Origin of the sequence: Ensifer sp., assembly GCF_035999185.1 — a bacterium.
Classification (GTDB): Bacteria; Pseudomonadota; Alphaproteobacteria; order Rhizobiales; family Rhizobiaceae; genus Ensifer.
On the sequence record NZ_DASYHB010000210.1, the window covers coordinates 13,430 to 32,065 of the forward strand.

At 62.0% G+C, this 18,636-nt stretch carries 19 protein-coding genes and 1 pseudogene; 13 read left to right on the top strand and 7 right to left on the bottom strand.

What is annotated here, in order from left to right; genetic code table 11:
* Nucleotides 1-108 precede the first annotated feature (108 nt).
* Both VGO04_RS30725 and VGO04_RS30730 read left to right on the top strand, forming a co-directional pair.
* Nucleotides 109-948 (top strand): UDP-2,3-diacylglucosamine diphosphatase, encoded by an 840-nt coding sequence (locus tag VGO04_RS30725; protein WP_327499772.1) that lies wholly within the window; start codon nt 109-111, stop codon nt 946-948.
* An 88-nt stretch (nt 949-1,036) separates the two neighbouring features.
* Nucleotides 1,037-1,318: a hypothetical protein gene (locus VGO04_RS30730; protein ID WP_327499773.1), complete on the top strand. Its 282-nt coding sequence runs from the start codon at nt 1,037-1,039 to the stop codon at nt 1,316-1,318.
* Nucleotides 1,319-1,413: 95 nt separating this feature from the next.
* Here VGO04_RS30730 and VGO04_RS30735 read toward each other — a convergent pair whose 3' ends face one another.
* The gene (locus tag VGO04_RS30735) at nt 1,414-1,563 is read right to left on the bottom strand and encodes a hypothetical protein (protein ID WP_327499792.1); all 150 of its coding nucleotides are present in this window, start codon (nt 1,561-1,563) and stop codon (nt 1,414-1,416) included.
* Here VGO04_RS30735 and VGO04_RS30740 point away from each other — a divergent pair.
* A complete protein-coding gene (locus VGO04_RS30740) occupies nt 1,505-2,641 on the top strand; it encodes an MFS transporter (protein ID WP_327499790.1) in 1,137 nt (378 codons plus the stop codon). The two genes, VGO04_RS30735 and VGO04_RS30740, sit on opposite strands and share 59 nt — an antisense overlap.
* Here the strand turns inward: VGO04_RS30740 and dgcA are convergent.
* Nucleotides 2,593-3,576, bottom strand: a complete 984-nt coding sequence (gene dgcA / locus VGO04_RS30745; protein ID WP_327499774.1) for an N-acetyl-D-Glu racemase DgcA — start codon at nt 3,574-3,576, stop codon at nt 2,593-2,595. The two genes, VGO04_RS30740 and dgcA, sit on opposite strands and share 49 nt — an antisense overlap.
* Before the next feature lie 586 nt (nt 3,577-4,162).
* Between dgcA and VGO04_RS30750 the strand changes: the two are divergent.
* The 5 genes and pseudogenes from VGO04_RS30750 to VGO04_RS30770 form a co-directional block, all read left to right on the top strand.
* Nucleotides 4,163-4,963: pseudogene (locus VGO04_RS30750) on the top strand (MlaE family ABC transporter permease); the annotation flags it as partial.
* Between the two features lie 22 nt (nt 4,964-4,985).
* The gene (locus VGO04_RS30755; protein ID WP_327499791.1) at nt 4,986-5,795 is read left to right on the top strand and encodes an ABC transporter ATP-binding protein; all 810 of its coding nucleotides are present in this window, start codon (nt 4,986-4,988) and stop codon (nt 5,793-5,795) included.
* A gap of 127 nt (nt 5,796-5,922) precedes the next feature.
* Nucleotides 5,923-7,293 carry an MlaD family protein gene (locus tag VGO04_RS30760; protein WP_327499776.1) on the top strand — a complete coding sequence of 457 codons (1,371 nt, stop codon included), beginning with the start codon at nt 5,923-5,925 and terminating at the stop codon, nt 7,291-7,293.
* A gap of 86 nt (nt 7,294-7,379) precedes the next feature.
* On the top strand, nt 7,380-7,994 hold the full coding sequence (locus VGO04_RS30765; protein ID WP_327499777.1) for an ABC-type transport auxiliary lipoprotein family protein: 615 nt from the start codon (nt 7,380-7,382) through the stop codon (nt 7,992-7,994).
* 247 nt (nt 7,995-8,241) lie between these two features.
* On the top strand, nt 8,242-8,418 hold the full coding sequence (locus VGO04_RS30770) for a hypothetical protein (protein WP_327499778.1): 177 nt from the start codon (nt 8,242-8,244) through the stop codon (nt 8,416-8,418).
* 130 nt (nt 8,419-8,548) lie between these two features.
* On the opposite strand, the gene VGO04_RS30775 is transcribed toward VGO04_RS30770, so the two are convergent.
* Both VGO04_RS30775 and hemF read right to left on the bottom strand, forming a co-directional pair.
* A complete protein-coding gene (locus VGO04_RS30775) occupies nt 8,549-10,054 on the bottom strand; it encodes a hypothetical protein (protein WP_327499779.1) in 1,506 nt (501 codons plus the stop codon).
* A gap of 408 nt (nt 10,055-10,462) precedes the next feature.
* Nucleotides 10,463-11,374 carry an oxygen-dependent coproporphyrinogen oxidase gene (hemF, locus tag VGO04_RS30780; RefSeq protein ID WP_327499780.1) on the bottom strand — a complete coding sequence of 304 codons (912 nt, stop codon included), beginning with the start codon at nt 11,372-11,374 and terminating at the stop codon, nt 10,463-10,465.
* A gap of 216 nt (nt 11,375-11,590) precedes the next feature.
* On the opposite strand from hemF, the gene VGO04_RS30785 reads away from it, so the two are divergent.
* Nucleotides 11,591-11,851 carry a hypothetical protein gene (locus VGO04_RS30785; RefSeq protein ID WP_327499781.1) on the top strand — a complete coding sequence of 87 codons (261 nt, stop codon included), beginning with the start codon at nt 11,591-11,593 and terminating at the stop codon, nt 11,849-11,851.
* A gap of 11 nt (nt 11,852-11,862) precedes the next feature.
* On the opposite strand, the gene soxR is transcribed toward VGO04_RS30785, so the two are convergent.
* Complete coding sequence (gene soxR, locus VGO04_RS30790) at nt 11,863-12,333, bottom strand: redox-sensitive transcriptional activator SoxR (protein WP_327499782.1); 471 nt, start codon at nt 12,331-12,333, stop codon at nt 11,863-11,865.
* A gap of 92 nt (nt 12,334-12,425) precedes the next feature.
* Here soxR and VGO04_RS30795 point away from each other — a divergent pair, with 92 nt between their 5' ends.
* Entirely contained in the window at nt 12,426-13,001 is a 576-nt protein-coding gene (locus VGO04_RS30795; protein WP_327499783.1) for an NADPH-dependent FMN reductase, read from the top strand.
* 60 nt (nt 13,002-13,061) lie between these two features.
* Here the strand turns inward: VGO04_RS30795 and VGO04_RS30800 are convergent, their stop codons facing one another.
* Together VGO04_RS30800 and VGO04_RS30805 are read right to left on the bottom strand one after the other, a co-directional pair.
* Nucleotides 13,062-13,523 carry a tRNA (cytidine(34)-2'-O)-methyltransferase gene (locus VGO04_RS30800; protein ID WP_327499784.1) on the bottom strand — a complete coding sequence of 154 codons (462 nt, stop codon included), beginning with the start codon at nt 13,521-13,523 and terminating at the stop codon, nt 13,062-13,064.
* An 83-nt stretch (nt 13,524-13,606) separates the two neighbouring features.
* A complete protein-coding gene (locus VGO04_RS30805; protein WP_327499785.1) occupies nt 13,607-13,756 on the bottom strand; it encodes a hypothetical protein in 150 nt (49 codons plus the stop codon).
* A 250-nt stretch (nt 13,757-14,006) separates the two neighbouring features.
* On the opposite strand from VGO04_RS30805, the gene VGO04_RS30810 reads away from it, so the two are divergent.
* The 3 genes from VGO04_RS30810 to petA form a co-directional block, all read left to right on the top strand.
* A complete protein-coding gene (locus VGO04_RS30810) occupies nt 14,007-15,860 on the top strand; it encodes an ABC transporter ATP-binding protein (protein WP_327499786.1) in 1,854 nt (617 codons plus the stop codon).
* 122 nt (nt 15,861-15,982) lie between these two features.
* The gene (locus VGO04_RS30815) at nt 15,983-17,848 is read left to right on the top strand and encodes an ABC transporter ATP-binding protein (RefSeq protein WP_327499787.1); all 1,866 of its coding nucleotides are present in this window, start codon (nt 15,983-15,985) and stop codon (nt 17,846-17,848) included.
* 369 nt (nt 17,849-18,217) lie between these two features.
* On the top strand, nt 18,218-18,636 hold a 419-nt coding region (petA, locus tag VGO04_RS30820; protein WP_327499788.1), incomplete at its 3' end, for a ubiquinol-cytochrome c reductase iron-sulfur subunit.

The window sequence follows — 18,636 nt, forward strand, 5'->3', positions numbered from 1 at the left end:
GCACTGAATTCTGGTGGTGGGCGTGGCCGTCGCAATGCTGATGTCATCTTCCTGAAACACGAGTCTGGTTTTCACGGGATCAGAAAGCGTAACGATGACGAGGCTGGCATGATGGCGGCGCAGCAAGACAACTCCGTAAGGAAACTCAGGACGTTGTTCATTTCCGACGTCCACCTTGGCTCGAAGGCCGCCAAGACCGATTATCTCCTTGATTTCCTGCGACACCATGAAGCGGAAACCATCGTTCTGGTGGGCGACATCGTCGACGGCTGGCGGCTGAAACGCAGCTGGTACTGGCCGCAGAACTGCAACGACGTCGTTCAGAAGCTGTTGCGCAAGGCGCGCAAGGGGACGCGGATCGTCTACATTCCGGGCAATCACGACGAGTTTCTGCGTGATTTCCCGGGCGTGCATTTCGGCGGTATCGAGGTGGCGCAGCGCTACATGCACGAGGGCGCGGACGGGCGCAGGTACCTCGTGTTGCACGGCGACGAATTCGACGTGGTGGTGCGCAATGCCCGCGTGCTCGCCTATCTCGGCGACTGGGCCTATGACACGGCGATCGCGATCAACATTGGCCTTGCAGCGGTCAGGCGTCGTCTCGGAATGCCATACTGGTCATTTTCCTCCTGGGCGAAACTCCAGGTCAAACACGCGGTCAACTTCATCGGCGAATTCCAGAAGGTGGTTGCCGAAGAGGCCCGCCGGCACGATGCCCAGGGTGTCATCTGCGGCCATATCCACCACGCAGTCATCGAGGACATTGACGATATCCGCTACATCAATACCGGCGATTGGGTCGAAAGCTGCACGGCGATTGCCGAGCATCACGACGGCACGATGGAGTTGCTCACCTGGCACCAAATGCGCGGTGGCGCAAGCGAAGCGGAAGCGTCGACCGAGGCCGACAAGCTGCTTGCGCAGTTGCTGACGCAGCGCGCCGCCTAGTCTGTCAAACGCCATTCGGAAACGTTAGGATCCGCAGACCCAAGCCAGAGGCTTGAGGATCGAAGTCCAGCCAACCCGAAATGCGCCAATGATCTGGAATGTAGTCGACAATCGCTCCCGTCCCTATCGCTGGAAGCGCGTCAACGCCGTGGTCGAGGCGATCGAGCACGACAACAGCTGCCTCGATGCCAATCAGGCGGACGAAGCCGCAGAGGCCGTCGATCATGCCCGCCGCGACGGCATTTCCGTGTGCGAGGCGATCGAATGGGGCAACCGGCAGCCAAGTCCGGTAACCCTTTATCTCTATGACGCGGACGGCACAAAGGACGGTCCTGTCGACGCGGTGGACTCGGATCGTACACCGGGCTGATCGCGCATTGCCGGCCGAGCGATCTTGCTGTCGCGAAATCTAGGATATGGCAAGGCGCGCTCGGCTCATGCTAGACATAGGCTACAGCCATCAGGTCAGCCGATGATTCCCTCCCCAGCGCCCGCATATGTGGGCCCTCCGCCGCGCCATTTCGCGCTTCGCATCGCTTTGCTCTTCTGCGCGCCGTTGATCGTCAACGGCTTCGCGATGCCGTATTTCCCGATGTGGCTGAGCACGCTCTCCATGACCGATTTCGAGATCGGCGTGGTACTGGCGCTGCCGATGTTCGTGCGTGTCATCACCGCACCGATTGCGGGCGTGATCGCCGACCGGCTCGGGGAGCGGGCGATCGTGCTCATCTGGTCCGGCTTCCTGTCGCTCGCAACCGCTCTGGTGCTGTTTTACTTTCGCGATTTCTGGCCGGTGCTGATCATCTACACGCTGCAGTCGGCCGTCTATTCGCCATACGTGCCGATCGTCGAGGCGATCGCGCTTTCGGGTGTCCGCCGCTGGGGCTTCGATTACGCGCATATGCGGCTTTGGGGTTCGGTCGCCTTCATCGGCGCCACCATGCTCGGCGGCTGGATGGTCGGCCTTGTCGGCACAGACATGGTGCTGCCGGCGATGGCGATCGGGTTCGGGCTGACGATCGCGATGGCCTATGCGGCGCCCCGCGTCGGCAAGCCGCGCCGGCCTTCGCCGATCACCGCACTTACCGAGCCGCCGCCAAAATCACTCAGGCAACTCGACCTGCAACTGCTGCTGATCGGCGTGACCCTGGTCAACGCCAGTCATGCGATGCTCTTTGCCTTCTCGGCAATCTACTGGCAGCACATCGGCTACAGCGGCACCGAGATCGGACTGCTCTGGAGCGCGGGGGTTGCTGCTGAAGTGACGATGTTCGTCTTTGCCAAGGCGATCAGCCGCCGCTTCAGCGTCTGGGTCATGATCCTCTCGGGCTGCGTCCTCGCCGTGGTGCGCTGGATCATCTTCCCGATGGATCTTGGCTTTGGCGGCTACTTCATTCTGCAGTGCTTCCACGCCTTTACCTATGCGATCATGCACACGGGCATGCAGCACAAGCTGGTCGAGCGCGTGGTCGAGTCCCAGGAAGCGTCGGCCCAGGGCCTCTACTTCTTCTATACCGGCATCTTCACCGCGATCCTGACGTTCCTGTCGGGCTATTTTTACGCTTGGTATGGGGTGAACGGCTTCTACTCGATGTCGGTCGTCGCCTTTGCCGGCTGCTGTTTCGCTGTTGCTGCCTGGTACCTTCAGCCCCAGAGGCGCGGCTCCGGGGGGAAGACGAGCGAAGCCTCGTAGCGCAGGCCCGGCGTCCGGTCCTGTGCAAGGAGGAGAGGACCGTCGAGATCGACGAAGTCGGCGCCCTGGGCCACCAGGATCGCCGGCGCCATGCCCAGCGAAGTGCCGACCATGCAGCCGACCATGACCTTGAGGCCGAGCGCATCTGCCTGGGCGCGCATGCGCAGCGCCTCGGTGAGGCCGCCGGTCTTGTCGAGCTTGATGTTGACCGCATCGTAGCGGCCGACCAGCGCCGAGAGATCGCCGGTCGCATGCACGCTTTCATCCGCGCAGATCGGGACAGGACGAGCGATCGTTGCGAGAGCCTCGTCGCGCCCGGCCGGCAGCGGTTGCTCGATGAGGTCGATCCGCTCTTCGGCGCAGATCGCGAAATGATAAGCGAGAGTTTCGGGTGTCCAGCCTTCGTTGGCGTCGAGAATGATGCGGCTTTCGGGCGCGCCGGCCCTGACGGCGCGGATGCGGGCGGCATCATCCGGCGTGCCCACCTTGACCTTGAGGAGCGCGCGGTGGGCGTATCGGGACGCCTGTTCGCGCATGGCCTCGGGCTCAGCCAGAGACAGCGTGTAGGCAGTGGTCAATGCTTCAGGTGAAGCAATTCCGGCAAGGATATGAACCGGCGTATTTTTCTGCTTTGCCTCGAGGTCCCAAAGGGCGCAGTCGACGGCATTGCGGGCAGCACCCGGCTTCATCTCGTCTTGCAGTTCTGCGCGGGAGAGGCCGGCCTCGATACGCGGGCGGATGGCGGTGATCTCGGCCAGAACCGAATCGATCGTTTCGCCGTAGCGGCCGTAGGGAACGCATTCTGCGGAGCCAGAATGGGTGCCGTCCGTGATTCGGCAGGTGACCACGCTTGCCGTCGTTTTGGAGCCGCGCGAGATCGTGAACGCACCTGCGATCGGGAAATGTTCCAGCGTTGCGTCGAGGGTAAGTGACATGAAAGCGTCTCCGGCGTGCAAACTAAGGGCATGGCGTCGTTACCGGCCGAACGTTCGGGTGACAGCAACGGTGCGAGCCGTTATTACGGGGTAAGGTTTTACGAATCTTTACGGCGCAGCGCATCGTCAGACGCGCACGGGCCACAGTAACACTTTAGGTCTGCTGCATAATTTTGTCCTTAAATCGAACCCGATCTAACGGAATTATGCAGTAGAAAATCGGGAAAACAGAAGCCACGTGTCGCAAGCCGCCCGCAAGATGACTGCCGATGTGGCGCTGGCCGAAAGTGCCGGCGGGCAAAGCTATGTCTTCACCGGCGCATGGCGGCACGAGACGGCCGAAGCCATGGCGGCAAAACTGGATCAGCTCGCCCGCAAGGACGATGGCGTCAGGCAGTTCGACCTTTCCGGCGTGACGGCGATGGATACCGCCGGGGCCTGGATCATCCGGCGTTTCATGACCAAGGTGGCCGGCCCCGCGCGCGACGACGTGCATTTTGCCGATGGCGGGCAACGTTATGTCGAGTTGATCGACGCCTTGCCGGCCGAGCTGCGTTCGCCCGATGAAGGCAAGGAGCGGATGCCGCTGTTCCAGCGCATCTTCGCGCCGATCGGCGAGGCGATGATCGCGACCTGGGACGATATCGTCGCTGCGATGTACATTCTGGGCTCTGCGGTACGCGGCGCGCAACTGAAGCTCGGCCGGCACAGCGGTGTCTCGCCCGCTGCGATCGTACACCAGATCGACCGCATGGGCGTAATGGCGGTGCCGATCATCACGCTGATGTCGTTTCTGATCGGCGCGATCATCGCGCAGCAGGGCGCGTTCCAGCTGCGCTACTTCGGCGCCGAGGTCTTCGTCGTCGATCTCGTCGGCATTCTGCAATTGCGCGAAATCGGCGTGCTCTTGACCGCGATCATGATCGCTGGCCGCTCCGGCAGCGCGATCACGGCCGAAATCGGTTCGATGAAGATGCGCGAGGAGGTGGATGCGCTGAAGGTGATGGGGCTGAGCCCGATTGGCGTTCTCGTCTTTCCGCGCCTGGTCGCGCTCACCGTCGCGCTGCCGCTCCTGACCATCATCGCGAATTTCGCGGCCCTCGTCGGTGCGGCGCTTGTGGCCTGGGGCTATTCAGGGATCACGATCCCGACCTTTCTTGCCCGGCTGCAGGAAGCGGTCGATTTCTCGTCGGTTGCGGCCGGCATGATCAAAGCCCCGTTCATGGCGTTGATTATCGGCGTGGTGGCGGCGGTCGAAGGGCTGAAGGTCGGCGGCAGCGCGGAATCGCTTGGCCGCCACGTGACGTCGTCGGTGGTCAAGTCGATCTTCGTCGTGATCCTGATCGACGGGCTCTTCGCCATGTTCTACGCGTCAATCGATTTCTAATGCGGAGAACGGCGTGAACCCATTGGAAAAGCGGCACGAAGAATACCTGGAGACCGAGGCGAACGGACGCGAGTCCGTCCTGTCCGTGCGCGACCTGACGGTCGGTTTCGGCTCCAACATCGTGCTCGACAAATTGAACCTCGAGATCTACCGCGGCGAGATCCTCGGCTTCGTCGGCGCCTCGGGCACCGGCAAGTCGGTGTTGATGCGCACCGTGCTCAGGCTTCTCGCAAAGCGTTCCGGCAAGATCGAGATTCTCGGCGCCGACTACGACAACATAACCGAGGCCGAGCGTATCGCGCTCGACATGCGCCTCGGTGTTCTCTTCCAGCATGGCGCGCTCTTTTCGGCGCTGACGGTGCGCGAGAACATCCAGGTGCCGATGCGTGAATATCTCGACCTGCCGCAAAGCCTGATGGACGAGCTGGCGCGGGTGAAGATCGAGCTTGTGGGCCTGGCCCCGGAAGCGGCGGAAAAATACCCGTCCGAGCTTTCCGGCGGCATGATCAAGCGCGCAGCACTGGCGCGCGCCTTGGCGCTCGATCCCGATCTGGTTTTTCTCGACGAACCGACCTCGGGGCTTGACCCGATCGGTGCTGCCGAGTTCGACGAGTTGATCGCCAAGCTGCGCGACACGCTGGGATTGACCGTGTATATGGTGACTCACGACCTCGACAGCCTGTTTTCCGTCTGCGACCGCATCGCGGTGCTCGGCAAGAAGAAGGTACTGGTCGAAGGCACTGTGGAAGACATGCTGGCCTGTGACGACCCCTGGGTGCAGGCCTATTTCCGCGGCAAGCGGGCACGTTCGATCGTGCGCAACGATCAGTGACGAGCGCGTCCCGCATCGAGCACGGTCGCTCGAAGCGGAAGAAGCGCTCTGGTGGATGCGATCCTGATGCCTTGGCGTCAAGATTGATGAAGAGCCGGTGAAGCGGCCACGAAGGTAGTCGGTACGAATGGAAACGAAAGCGAACTACGCCATTGTCGGTTTCTTCACGGTGTTCGTGATCGCGGCCGCTTTCGGCTTCGTCTACTGGATGTCGCAGTATGGCCGCAGCGGCGAGATGGTCGAGCTGGTGGTCAATATTCCCGGTTCCGCCAACGGCCTTTCCGTCGGTTCGCCGGTGCGCTTCAACGGCATCGCCGTCGGCACGGTCCGCAATCTGGCGATCGACGCCAATGATCCGCGCTATTCGCTGGCGCTGACGGAAGTTTCGGTGGATGCGCCGGTGCTGAAGTCGACCAAGGCGACGCTGGAAGTCCAGGGCCTGACGGGTGCTGCCTATATCGAGCTCAGTGGCGGGCACAAGGGCGACGAGAACATCCTGAAAACCGCGATCGAGAAGGGCACCCAGGCGCGCATTCTGGCCGACCAGTCGAGCGTCACCAGCCTGCTTGCAACCGCCGACCAGATCATGGATCGCGCCAACGACGCGATCACCGACATTCAGGGCTTCGTGACGGACGTGCGCGGGCCGCTGACCAAGACGATCAACAACGCCGAGACGTTTTCCGACGCGCTGGCAAAGAACTCCGGCGCGATCGACGACTTCCTGAAGAGCGTGACCGAGCTTTCCGGGTCGATCAACGCTGCCTCCAAGAAGCTCGATTCGACGCTCGCATCGGCTGAGACGCTGGTGAAATCGGTCGATCCGAAGAAGATCGACCATATTGTCTCCAACGTCGAGCAGATCAGCAACGACCTGAAGGCAGCTTCGGGTGGCGTCACGGAGACGCTGGCGACATTCCGGCGCACCGTCGAAACCTACGATCAGTTCGGCAAGAACGCGCAGAAGACGCTGGAGCGGGTCGATACGCTGGTGGCCTCCGTCGACAAGCAGAAGGTCGAACTGGTCGTCAACGATATTTCCGCGGCGACGGCCGATGCACGCAAGACGGTCGCCAACATCTCCGCGTTTGCCGACAAGATCACCGCGCGCCAGCAGGACATCGACCACACGATTACCAATGTGACCGAGCTTGCGAGCAAGCTGAACGCCGCTTCGAGCCGGGTGGACAGCATTCTCGTCAAGGTCGATGGCTTCCTCGGCGATGCGGACGCGCCGTCGCTTTCGGCTGACGCCCGTGCGACGCTCGCGTCGTTCCGCAAGATGGCTGACAATCTCAACGCGAAGATCGGCCCGATTGCCGAAAACCTCAAGCGGTTCTCAGGCTCTGGCCTGCGCGACGTCGAAGCACTCGTCACGGACACGCGCCGCACGGTGCAAAGCCTGGAGAACACGATCTCCACCTTCGACAAGGACCCGCAACGTCTTCTCTTTGGCGGCGAAACGGTAAAACAATATGATGGCCGCACCCGACGCTGAGTCGGGTGGGCACTCCGGCGTGGGGCCGGTCGGCGTGGTTTCGTTTTCGAGCGCGCCAAGGTGTGTGGGACAAGGGTATTGGCAGTATGAATTTTCAGGGGCGGGTTGGTATGCGAGTAGCGGGAGCGTGTCGCTCCGCCCTGATTTTTATGCTGGCGGCCGGAGTTGCCGGCTGCGGTACCAAGGCCGTCAATGACACGTTCAGCCTCTCGGCGGCACCTGTCGTCGAAGGCCGGGCCTCCAGCGGAAAACAGATCCTCGTTCCCGAGCCGACGGCCTTGAAGGCGCTCGACAGCGACCAGGTCGTCATTCGCCTGTCCGGATCGGAACTGCAGTATCTCTCCAAGGCTCAGTGGAGCGACCGGCTGCCAAAGCTGGTGCAATCGAAGCTCGTGCAGGCTTTTGAAGACACCGGAAAAATCGGCGGTGTCGGCAAGCCGGGCCAGGGGCTGGCGATCGACTACCAGGTCATCACCGAGATCCGCGCCTTCGAGATCTCGACGGAAGGTGCCGATACTGCCGTCGTCGAAATCTTCGCAAAGATCCTCAACGATCGCAACGGCACGGTTCGGGTGCAGAAAGCGTTTCGTGCCGTCGCTGGCGTGAAGGGCGCGGGCAACCCGGCCTTCATCAAGGCGATGGACCAGGCCTTCGCCAACGTTTCCGCCGAGATCGTCAGCTGGACGCTCGGCTCGATCTGACGGCTTGCGCCCGATCCTGTCATCGACACCGCAATGGATCGACCTGCTGGCCCCATGTGTGCGCCAGGGCCTTTCGTTGCGAAAAGTGCTGCGCAAGCGCCATGGCATAAACCTCTGAGACGAAGGCTCGATACGTGAGGCTGGGTCGGATGTTTCGTTTGAAACAGCGCCGGATCTGCAGCCGTGCGAAGGGTGTTGCAAGCGACGGGTTCGTCGCAGTTGGACAAGCAGGCAGGGGACACATTCAATGCGCGGCACCACATTCGCCATGGCTCTGGCGATGACGATCGCACTCGCCTTCACCGCACCGGTTCAGGCGGCAAATTACAGTTATGGCGGCCAGCAGAACTGTGTCGTCAAGACGGTCAAAACCTATGGTGCATACGGCAGGGTGGTGATCAAGAAGATGCGCATCTGCAAATAGTGCCTGCGCACCTTCGGTTTGTTGCGATTGCCGGCATGTCTCGACAATCGGCGTCGCTCTGTGGAGACATGCAGCAAGGCGTCAGATCGACCCGTGCGCGTCCGATATGGTGCAGCGCTTGGAGCAGCCGTTACCGGCGGCCTGCAAGTGCGGCCTGATCGGCGGACTTGTCCTGCGACCCCACGGCTGCGAGCCTCTCCAAAACAACAGACATTGCCCGATCCTTGCCGGCCACATAGTCCGCAAAGGTCGGTTGGGCAATGACGTCCGGTTCAAGGCTGCCTGCCGGAACGTCATAGATGTAGTTCAGCAGGAAACACGTCCTGAGTTGCGACAGGCTGCAGCCATTCTCCCAGTCGTGAAAGCCGGTGGTGTAGCGGACTGCGAGTTTCGAATGCGGGAGAACGGTGAGGCCGCCTTCGCCCCAGAACTGCATGCGGTCGCCCACGGCCTCACCGACGATGGTGACGCGCTCCCCGCCATAGTATTTGAGCCACGCGGCGGTGCTGATCGCAGCCGAGAACGTATTGCCCGTGGTCAGAATGAACAGGCGCCCGGTCGGTGGCAAAAGCTCGGGCAAACGTCGGGCGAAATCAGCGGAAAGCGTGTAGTTGCCGCCGGCATTGAAGCGCAGGTCGACGATGGCGTTGCGAATTGGCTTGTTGCTCAACTCATCAAGCACGTCAGAAAGATACTGCGATAGATCGACCGGCGCCTGGTCCCGGACGCGGTTGATCTGGACGTAGAGTAGGTCGGCTGCGGGGTAGGCGTGCCAATAGTTACGATCGAGCTGGGCGAGATAGTCCGGCAACGCGACGTCCTCCAGCACATGTCGCCACCCCGTGGGGCGGTTGGCGTGGGCGACAGGGCTCAAGTCTCGGGCGGGCCAGAAATTGGCTCTCAGCGGTTCGTCAGTGCCAGGAAGGGCTGCGAGTTCGGTTGACACGGAGCTGCCGTCCGAAAGGCGCATGTCGTAGGTGCTTTTGCCCGACGTTTCCGCGAGACCTGCCGCATGCAGAAGCTCCGGTGAAGTCATGAAGTTTGGCGCGAACTCCTTGGCAAGGTTGGCCGGCCCCCCAACATAGGGCCGCAGTGCCGCCAGCAAAGCATCCGTCGTTTTGCCGTTTGCGCCGAGGACCTGTGCCCCGAGCAGGTGGCTTTGGTCCCTGGCAGCGGCGACGACGAACAAGCCGTCGGCAAACCAGCCGAGACGAACGGGCACGGCATTGAAGCTTTGACCGCCAACAAGCCCGGCGACGTTGCTGTGACCGTTGTCGGCCAGTGCCACCGCCTTGGCGGCAGCCATAGCCAGGTCGGCGCGGTCCATATCCGCGGCGCGCTCCTCCATCGCGCTGAGGGCGCGTGCGAATTCTGCTTTGGCCTCGGGCGTGAAACTCCTTTCATAATTCGGCAGATGCCGCAAATGAGCGATGTCCTGCCGATTGGCTTCGAGCAGTGAAACGGAAGTCTGATCGGGAGCATTCGGATAGGATTTCAGGGTTGGATAAAGAAGGACGGCGAGCGGTGCGAGAACCAGGATGATCACCAGCGCGAGCGCGATCGCCGATATCTTGAACCACCTCGGCAAGGGCCTTTTGCGTCGGTCGTTATCGAGAACCGTATTCCCCTTCGTCATGCACTCGTCCTTCTCGTTCGGTGGCTTCCACGTCGGGACCGGTGCTGCGACCATGATCCTTCAAGATCCAGGCATTGCAGCGGAACCCGGCGAGGGCGGATGGATCGTGATACGGATTTGGATAAGCTGGCGCATCGTTGAGGCGGGCGTGAAAATTTCGCGGCGCCACCCCTGGTAGATGTTGACGCACCGGGAAGAGCACAAGAGGGGAGGCGAATTTAGAGATTCAGGCGTGCGGCGGGCGCAAATGGGCGAGATCGGAGCTTCGTCCGACGACACGTGGCGCGCGGGATCGGCGCGGCCCGATCGCGTACGTCAGCTGCCGGTGCCCAATCGGCCGGCAGGCTGAAAGAGGAGAACCGACCCGACGCGAAGCTCCTCGATATCCGGTCAGGCCAGGAAATGCCCTCAGGGCCAGCGTACGACCGGGGGCAGGGACGAGAGGATGGACTCGACGTTGCCGCCGGTCTTCAGGCCGAAGATCGTGCCGCGATCGTAAAGCAGGTTGAACTCGACATAGCGGCCGCGACGCACCAGCTGCTCGTCGCGGTCGTCTTCGGTCCACGGCGTGTTGAAGTTGGAGCGCACGATCTTCGGATAGACGAGGGCGAAGGCCTTGCCGACATCGCGGGTGAAGGCGAAATCCGCTTGCCAGCCACCCTGTTCCTCAGCCGAGTGCAGCCAGTCATAGAAGATGCCGCCGGTTCCGCGCGGCTCGTTGCGGTGCGGCAGGAAGAAATAGTCGTCGCACCACTTCTTGAACTTGGCATGGTCGGCAACGCCGTGTCGGCTGCAGGTGATTTCCATGGCGCGGTGGAACAGCTGCGTGTCCGCATCGGTCATGACGCGGCGGCGGTCGAGGACCGGCGTCAGATCGGCGCCGCCGCCGAACCAGTTGCTGGTCGTGACGACCATGCGGGTGTTCATGTGAACCGCCGGCACGTTGGGATTGACGGGATGGGCAATCAGCGAAATGCCCGACGCCCAGAAGCGCGGATCTTCGGCGGCACCCGGGATCTGGTTGCGGAACTCAGGCGAAAATTCGCCATAGACGGTCGAAGTATGCACGCCGACCTTCTCGAAGACGCGGCCCTCCATCATCGACATGCGGCCACCGCCGCCCTTGCCGCCCTCACGGCTCCAATCCTTGGCAACGAAGCGGCCGGGCGCGCGATCCGAGAGCGGACCGGTCAGCTCGTCCTCGATCGCCTCGAAGGCAGAGCAGATGGTATCGCGCAATCCCTCGAACCAAGCGCGTGCCTCAGCTTTCTTCACTTCGATGTCTGCGGGGAGGCCCTGGGGAAGGTGCGGTCGTTCCATGAAAATTACGTCCTGTTGGCAGCTTTTGCCGGTGAAAAGCGCCCGATTCCGATTGAGTTCGCCAAAGGTCACACTTTCACGCCGATGGCAACGGCGGTTTACCGTATCGGCCAGTCTGTCGCACGGCGAGCCGTGGCTGCAAGGAAAACTCTGACCTCACAAAGCTCTGGCAAAGCGCGATTGCCGTCACTATCTTAGCGTTCAGAGGTATAGCCCATGGCAAGAATACCTGCAGGTCCGCCGCTCGATGGATTGCGGCGACAGATCGCCCGGCATCGCCGGGACAATCCGACACGAGGCGATGGCCTTTTCGTGCGGGAAACCTTTCGGCTCGACCGAGGTGCCGCCCGCGCCAAGGCGCGCGAATGGTTCGACACCTGGCCGAAGGCCGCCTATTGGACCGAGGTTGAGAGTTGGCGTCAGCTCGACGGCGACGAAATCGAGTTCACCATGCGCCGCCTTCCGACCGCCGATTGACCCGATCGCAATCACGGGTGGCCATCGTCATCCATCAGCCTCGGCCCGGCGCCTTCCATCGATAGCACATCGTGCGGGTTGCGCAGCGGACATTCGCGCAACGACAGGCAGCCGCAACCGATGCAGCCCGTCAGATGGTCGCGCAGCGCCATCAGGCTGGTGATGCGCTCATTCAACTGTTCGCGCCAGCTTTCGGACAATCTGCCCCAATCTTCCACCGTCAGCGGACGATCGTCCGGCAGAACCGACAAAGCGTCCTGGATTTCTGACAAAGGGATGCCAGTGCGCTGGGCGACCTTGATCACCGCAATGCGCCGGAGCACGCCACGCGGATAGCGGCGCTGGTTGCCACGGGTGCGGTTGCTGCGGATTAGCCCCTTGGCCTCGTAGAAGTGCAGGGTGGAGACCGCAACGCCGCTGCGTTCGGCCACTTCTCCCACTGTCAGTTCACGACGCAGCTCGGTGTTTCTTACAACTGTCACGACGGCTATTGACCTCAACTATTGTTGAGGTTCTATAGCATTGGCTCCATGTATTCGACAACCGATGAATGCGACAACAGGAGCTTGCCTCGATGACTGAGAAAATGACCCTTGCCGTGATCTATGGCAGCGCGCGCCAGGGCCGCTTCTGCGACACCGTCGCCAACTGGCTGATCCGGGAGCTTTCGGCTTCCGAGGTTTTCACGCTGACGATCATCGATCCGGCCCGGATCAGGACATCGCGGGGGCTTGGCGCCGCCGTCAATCCCGGCGAATGGCTGGAGCGCAAGATCGCCGAAGCCGACGCGTTCATCATCGTCACGCCGGAATACAATCACGGCTATCCGGCGGCGTTGAAGGAACTGATCGATTCGGTCTACGAGCCCTGGCACGCCAAGCCCGTCGCCTTCGTCTCCTATGGCGGCGCCTCCGGCGGCATTCGGGCGGTCGAGCAGCTGCGCCAGGTCTTCGGTGAACTGCATGCGGTGACGCTGCGCGACGGTGTTTCGTTCCCCAAGGCCTGGTCGAAGTTCGACGCGGCCGGCAACCTCTACAAGCCCGAGGAACTGCGCGCGCCATTGTTTGTGATGATGGACCGGCTGACCTGGTGGGCGCGAACCCTGAAGCAGGCGCGCAAGGCAGCGCCCTACAACGAGGTGGCGGCGTAGCGCGCCTGCCGGGGACGATGTCTGCAACCGGCGGCCATGGAGGTGGCGATGTTTACGCTGTCAGCCTGGAGAGACCTGTCGGATCGCTTCGCCGGCGATCATCGCCGCCGAGATGGCGAGGTTCAGCGAGCGCTGGCCCTCGGCCATCGGAATGAGGATGCGGCCGTCGGCGCGCTCGTGCACGTGATCCGGCACACCGGCGCTCTCCCGTCCGAAGAGCAGGATGTCGTCGGGGAGGTACTCGTAGCGGGTATAGGGCAGGGCCGCCTTGGTCGAGGCGAGCACAAGCCGTCGACCGCTGCCTGCGCGCCACTCTTCGAAGCGCTCCCAGTTGACATGGCGGGTGAGTGCGACGGACGCGATGTAGTCCATGCCGGCCCGCTTCAGGTTGCGGTCGGAAAGGTCGAAGCCGGCCGGCTCGATGATATCGACGCCCAGCCCGAGGCAGGCGGCCATGCGCAGGATCGTGCCGGTATTGCCGGGAATGTCGGGCTGATAAAGGGCGATGCGCAGGTTGCTCATGGGCTGCGGCTGCTCCGAAAGGTGATGGCGGTGCCAGGGGCGGGTGCGGCTCCTATGGCATTGAATGCCGGATCGATCCACTCTCAAACATCGAGAGCCTCGGCCAATTGCGGATCGCTCATTTCGCCCATGCTAATCTGTGCCTGAACGGCAACAGAGGATTGTGCGGTGAAAAAATAGGCAAGAAAGTGGCTGCGACAATCTGGCATGTCGGCGCGAATAAGGGTAGACATCAGGCCTCTTCAACGCGAACCGACGGAGGCAAACATGACTGTATGGATGTTGACACGCCTTCCAGGAGTAGTGGGCCACCGTTTGGCCTGACCGGTTCCGCGACCTATCTTTTACAAAGAGATCGACGCGCTTCCGGTACTCCGGAAGACGAAGCCCCTTTGCGGGCAGCATTTCCGGACTGAATTTTTCATCATAAGAATGCGGGGCGCTATCCCGCTTTCCTTCAAAATACTCTGAAGGAGCAATGCAATGTTTGGCTGGTTTGAATCCCGCCTCAATCCCTATCCGGCCGAGGAGCCCACGCTCCCGCCGAAAAGCCTCTTCGGCTTCTGCTGGCACTATTCCAAGCCGGCGGCGCCGTGGCTGATCATCATGTCGGTCTGCACGATGCTGATTGCCGTCGGCGAAGTGGCGCTGTTCCAGTTCCTCGGCAACATGGTCGACTGGCTGTCGAGCGCCGACCGCGAGACCTTCCTTGCAGCCGAGGGCGGCAGGCTATTCTGGATGGGGGCGCTTGTTCTGATCGGCCTGCCTGGCCTGGTTGCGATCGACTCGTTCATCATGCACCAGGTGCTGCTCGGCAATTATCCGATGATCGCCCGCTGGCAGATGCACCGCTACCTGCTTCGCCAGAGCATGACCTTCTTTGCCAACGAGTTCGCCGGACGCGTTGCGACGAAGGTGATGCAGACGTCGCTTGCGGTGCGCGAAACGGTGATGAAGATCCTCGACGTCTTCGTCTATGTCGTCAGCTATTTCGTCACCATGCTCGCCGTCGTCGCGACCGCCGACTGGCGGCTCGTCATTCCGCTTGGCATCTGGCTGGCGATCTACATCTGCATCGTCAGCTACTTCGTGCCGCGGCTGCAGAAGATCTCCAAGGAGCAGGCGGACGCGCGCTCGATGATGACGGGCCGGATCGTCGACAGCTACACCAACATCGGCACGGTCAAGCTCTTCTCGCACGCCGGTCGCGAGGAAGGCTATGCGCGCGAAGGCATGGACAGCTTCCTTGACACCGTGCATCGCCAGATGCGCAAGGTCACGCTGTTCCACATCCTCGTTTATGCCAACAACAGCATCGCGCTCTTTGCGATCGCCGCCCTTGGCATCCATCTCTGGCTGACGAGCGCGATCTCGGTCGGTGCGATCGCGATCGCCGTGGGTCTGGCGATGCGCATCAACGGCATGTCGCAGTGGATCATGTGGGAAGTCTCGGCTCTGTTCGAGAACATCGGCACGGTCTATGACGGCATCGGCATGATGACGAAGGCGCAAGACATCGTCGACGAGCCGGACGCCAAGCCACTGACGGCGGAAAAGGGGGCAATCGCCTTTGACAATATCCGCTTCCACTATGGCAAGGCGAAGGGCGTCATCGATCACCTGTCGCTCGACATCAAGCCCGGCGAAAAGATCGGTCTCGTCGGTCGCTCAGGCGCCGGCAAGACGACGCTGATGAACCTGCTGTTGCGCTTCTATGACCTGGAGGACGGCGCGATCCGGATCGACGGCAAGGACATCGCGACCGTGACGCAGGACAGCCTGCGTTCCCAGATCGGCGTCGTCACCCAGGATACCTCGCTCCTGCATCGCTCCATTCGCGACAACATCGCCTATGGACATCCGGAAGCCGACGACGAAGCGATCATTGCGGCGGCCAAGAGGGCCAATGCCTGGGACTTCGTCCAGGGGCTCGAGGACAACCAGGGCCGCAAGGGCCTGGATGCACAGGTCGGCGAGCGGGGTGTGAAGCTGTCCGGCGGCCAGCGCCAGCGCATCGCGATCGCCCGCGTCTTCCTCAAGGACGCGCCGATCCTGATCCTCGACGAGGCGACCTCGGCGCTTGATTCCGAAGTGGAGCAGGCGATCCAGGAAAACCTCTTCGCGCTGATGGCAGGCAAGACGGTGATCGCGATCGCCCACCGCCTGTCGACGCTGACGGAGATGGACCGGTTGGTTATCCTCGAGGCCGGCCGGATCGTCGAGACCGGCTCGCATGGCGAGCTCGTCGCCAAGGGCGGGCTCTATGCCGACCTCTGGTCGCGCCAGTCCGGTGGCTTCATCGCCGATGACGTCGAGAAGGAAGAGGCGGCGGAATAAACGTTCACGGGCCCGTCGTTCGAAAGAGCGGCGGGCCTGATGATTTTAGAGGTTACGCATTTGTAATCTGCAATTGTGCGGAAACCGATTGCTGTTCCCGCCGAACGGCCTATATCGGAACCATGCTCAGCGCCATCGTCAGCCTCTTCGAGAACTGGATCAAGCCTTTCGCGCCGCGCGAGCGTTTGCAGCCGCCGAAATCGCTCTGGGGCTTTGCCTGGTTCTATGCCAGCCAGGCGAAGGGGCCGTTCATTGCGATGGCGGTGCTCGGCGGCCTTGTCGCCATGCTCGAGGCAGGGCTCTTCTACTTCGTCGGGCGGCTGGTCGACCTCCTCGATACGGTCAAGCCCGAAGCCGGCTGGAGCGGCCTGATCGCCGCCAATGGGCCGGAACTGCTGTTCATGCTGTTGACGGTGCTGGTGTTCCGCTTCGTTGCGGTGTCGCTGGCCGCGCTCGTCGAAGAGCAGTCGATCATCACCGGCTTCCTCAATCTCGTGCGCTGGCAATCCTATGTACATGTCGCCCGGCAATCGCTGACCTTCTTCCAGAACGACTTTTCCGGCCGCATCGTCACCAAGGTCTGGTCCGGTGCGCAGGCGACCAGCGATCTGCTCGTATCGCTGCTGCAGGTCGTCTGGTTCATCGTCATCTACACGGCGTCCACCATGGCGCTGGTGGCGCAGCTCGACTGGCGGTTGGCGGTGATGGTCGGCTTCTGGATCGTCATCTTCCTTTCGCTCGCGCGCTACTTCGTTCCGCGGATCCGCAAGCACGCGCGCGACACGGCGGAGATGGCCTCGATGCTGAACGGCCGCATGGTCGACGCCTATTCCAACATCCAGACGCTGAAGCTGTTCGGCCGCGACGAGGAGAACGACCGCTATATTCGCGCCGGCTTCGATCGGTTTCAGCGGGCAGTGATCCCGTTCACCCGGTTGCTGACGGCCGTCCGCGCTTCGCTCGCCCTTTTGTCCGGGCTGATGATTGCGGCAATCGCCGTCTATGCGATCCACCTCTGGCTCGGTGGGTCCATCAGTTCCGGCGCGGTTGCCTTCACGCTGGCGCTTATCCTGCGGCTCAACATGCTGCTCGGGCGCATGATGACCCAGTTCAACTCGATCATGCGCAATATCGGCACGATCCAGAACTCGGCCGAGCTCGTCTCCCAGCCGATCGGTCTCGTTGACTGGCCTGATGCCACCGAGCTTGCCGTCAGCAAGCCGGAAATCCGCTTCGAGGATGTCCGCTTCCACTATGGCAAGGGCGAACGGGTCATCGACGACTTTTCACTCGTCATCCGGCCGGGAGAAAAGGTCGGCATCGTCGGCCGCTCCGGCGCCGGCAAATCGACGCTCGTCAACCTGCTGTTGCGGTTCTACGATCTGGAGAGCGGCCGCATAAAGATCGACGGGCAGGACATCGCGTCGGTCCGGCAGGAAAGCCTGCGCGCCCAGGTCGGCATGGTCAGCCAGGATACCTCGCTTTTGCACCGCTCGATCCGCGACAACATTCTCTTTGGAAGGCCGGATGCCGACGAAGAGCAGCTGATTGCCGCGGCACGCAAGGCCGAAGCCTACGATTTCATCGTCGACCTCCAGGATCAGCGCGGCTGTGCCGGTTTCGATGCCCATGTCGGCGAGCGCGGCGTCAAGCTTTCGGGTGGCCAGCGTCAGCGCATCGCCATTGCGCGGGTGATGCTGAAGGATGCACCGATCCTGGTGCTCGACGAGGCGACTTCGGCGCTCGATTCGGAAGTGGAAGCGGCGATCCAGTCCAATCTCGACCGCCTGATGCAGGGCAAGACGGTGCTCGCAATCGCCCATCGGCTGTCGACGATTGCAGCGCTCGACAGGCTTGTCGTCATGGACAAGGGGCGGATCGTCGAGGAGGGAACGCACGCCGAACTCGTCGCCCGCGGCGGGCTCTATGCCAGCCTCTGGTCACGCCAGTCCGGCGGCTTTCTGGCGCGGGACGAGGCGGCCGAATAGGGCCGTTTCGCACAGGGCCAATTGTGGCCCGAAGTGATGAAATTCCGTCGAACTGGTGACCGTCAAGTCCTTGTGCCAATTGGCCGCGCTTTTCCCCGCGACAATCTGCCCACATCCCCTTGTCAAGGCTGGACATAATTTGCGATCAAGCATAGAACGCGCCGGATTGACGGGGATTCTGCGTGCCGTGTGCGCGCCGATTCTTTTCGGATTCTGGTGCCGATGTCGTATTTGCAGCTGCAAGGCGACGGGGGCGACAGCACTATGAATAGGGCGTGGTTCCTTGACCTGGATCAAACCGCAAGGGGCAGGAATTTCGCCGGGGGCGGATGCGGTTTCCGCAATATTGCGTGAGAGGATGGTTTAGCCGTGAGCGAACACGACAATTCAAGCGAGGCCTTGGGCGAGCCCACTCGCCGCGACTTCCTTTATCTGGCTACCGGCATGGCAGGCGTCGTTGGCGCCGGGGCTGTCGCTTGGCCATTCATCGACCAGATGCGCCCGGACGCATCGACGCTCGCGCTCGCCTCGATCGAGGTGGACGTTTCGAGCCTGCAGCCCGGCATGTCGCTGACGGCGAAATGGCGCGGCAAGCCGATCTTCATCCGCAACCGTACGGAGAAGGAAGTCGAGGAGGCCAAGGCCGTCAAGCTCGACGAGCTGAAGGACCAGGTTGCGCGCAACGCCAACCTTCCGGCCGACGCATCGGCAAGCGACCTCGATCGCTCCGCCGGCGAAGGCAAGGAAAACTGGATCGTCATGATCGGTTCCTGCACCCATCTCGGCTG

What these genes read in the sequence shown, in the direction of transcription:
- VGO04_RS30815 (WP_327499787.1), top strand. Translation starts at nt 15,983, where the DNA reads ATGCTCAGCGCCATCGTCAGCCTCTTCGAGAACTGGATCAAGCCTTTC.
- VGO04_RS30770 (WP_327499778.1), top strand. Translation starts at nt 8,242, where the DNA reads ATGCGCGGCACCACATTCGCCATGGCTCTGGCGATGACGATCGCACTC.
- dgcA (WP_327499774.1), bottom strand. Translation starts at nt 3,576, where the DNA reads ATGTCACTTACCCTCGACGCAACGCTGGAACATTTCCCGATCGCAGGT.
- VGO04_RS30785 (WP_327499781.1), top strand. Translation starts at nt 11,591, where the DNA reads ATGGCAAGAATACCTGCAGGTCCGCCGCTCGATGGATTGCGGCGACAG.
- VGO04_RS30725 (WP_327499772.1), top strand. Translation starts at nt 109, where the DNA reads ATGATGGCGGCGCAGCAAGACAACTCCGTAAGGAAACTCAGGACGTTG.
- VGO04_RS30760 (WP_327499776.1), top strand. Translation starts at nt 5,923, where the DNA reads ATGGAAACGAAAGCGAACTACGCCATTGTCGGTTTCTTCACGGTGTTC.
- VGO04_RS30805 (WP_327499785.1), bottom strand. Translation starts at nt 13,756, where the DNA reads ATGTCTACCCTTATTCGCGCCGACATGCCAGATTGTCGCAGCCACTTT.
- VGO04_RS30735 (WP_327499792.1), bottom strand. Translation starts at nt 1,563, where the DNA reads ATGGAGAGCGTGCTCAGCCACATCGGGAAATACGGCATCGCGAAGCCG.
- VGO04_RS30795 (WP_327499783.1), top strand. Translation starts at nt 12,426, where the DNA reads ATGACTGAGAAAATGACCCTTGCCGTGATCTATGGCAGCGCGCGCCAG.
- VGO04_RS30765 (WP_327499777.1), top strand. Translation starts at nt 7,380, where the DNA reads ATGAATTTTCAGGGGCGGGTTGGTATGCGAGTAGCGGGAGCGTGTCGC.
- VGO04_RS30730 (WP_327499773.1), top strand. Translation starts at nt 1,037, where the DNA reads ATGATCTGGAATGTAGTCGACAATCGCTCCCGTCCCTATCGCTGGAAG.
- hemF (WP_327499780.1), bottom strand. Translation starts at nt 11,374, where the DNA reads ATGGAACGACCGCACCTTCCCCAGGGCCTCCCCGCAGACATCGAAGTG.
- VGO04_RS30810 (WP_327499786.1), top strand. Translation starts at nt 14,007, where the DNA reads ATGTTTGGCTGGTTTGAATCCCGCCTCAATCCCTATCCGGCCGAGGAG.
- VGO04_RS30775 (WP_327499779.1), bottom strand. Translation starts at nt 10,054, where the DNA reads ATGACGAAGGGGAATACGGTTCTCGATAACGACCGACGCAAAAGGCCC.
- VGO04_RS30800 (WP_327499784.1), bottom strand. Translation starts at nt 13,523, where the DNA reads ATGAGCAACCTGCGCATCGCCCTTTATCAGCCCGACATTCCCGGCAAT.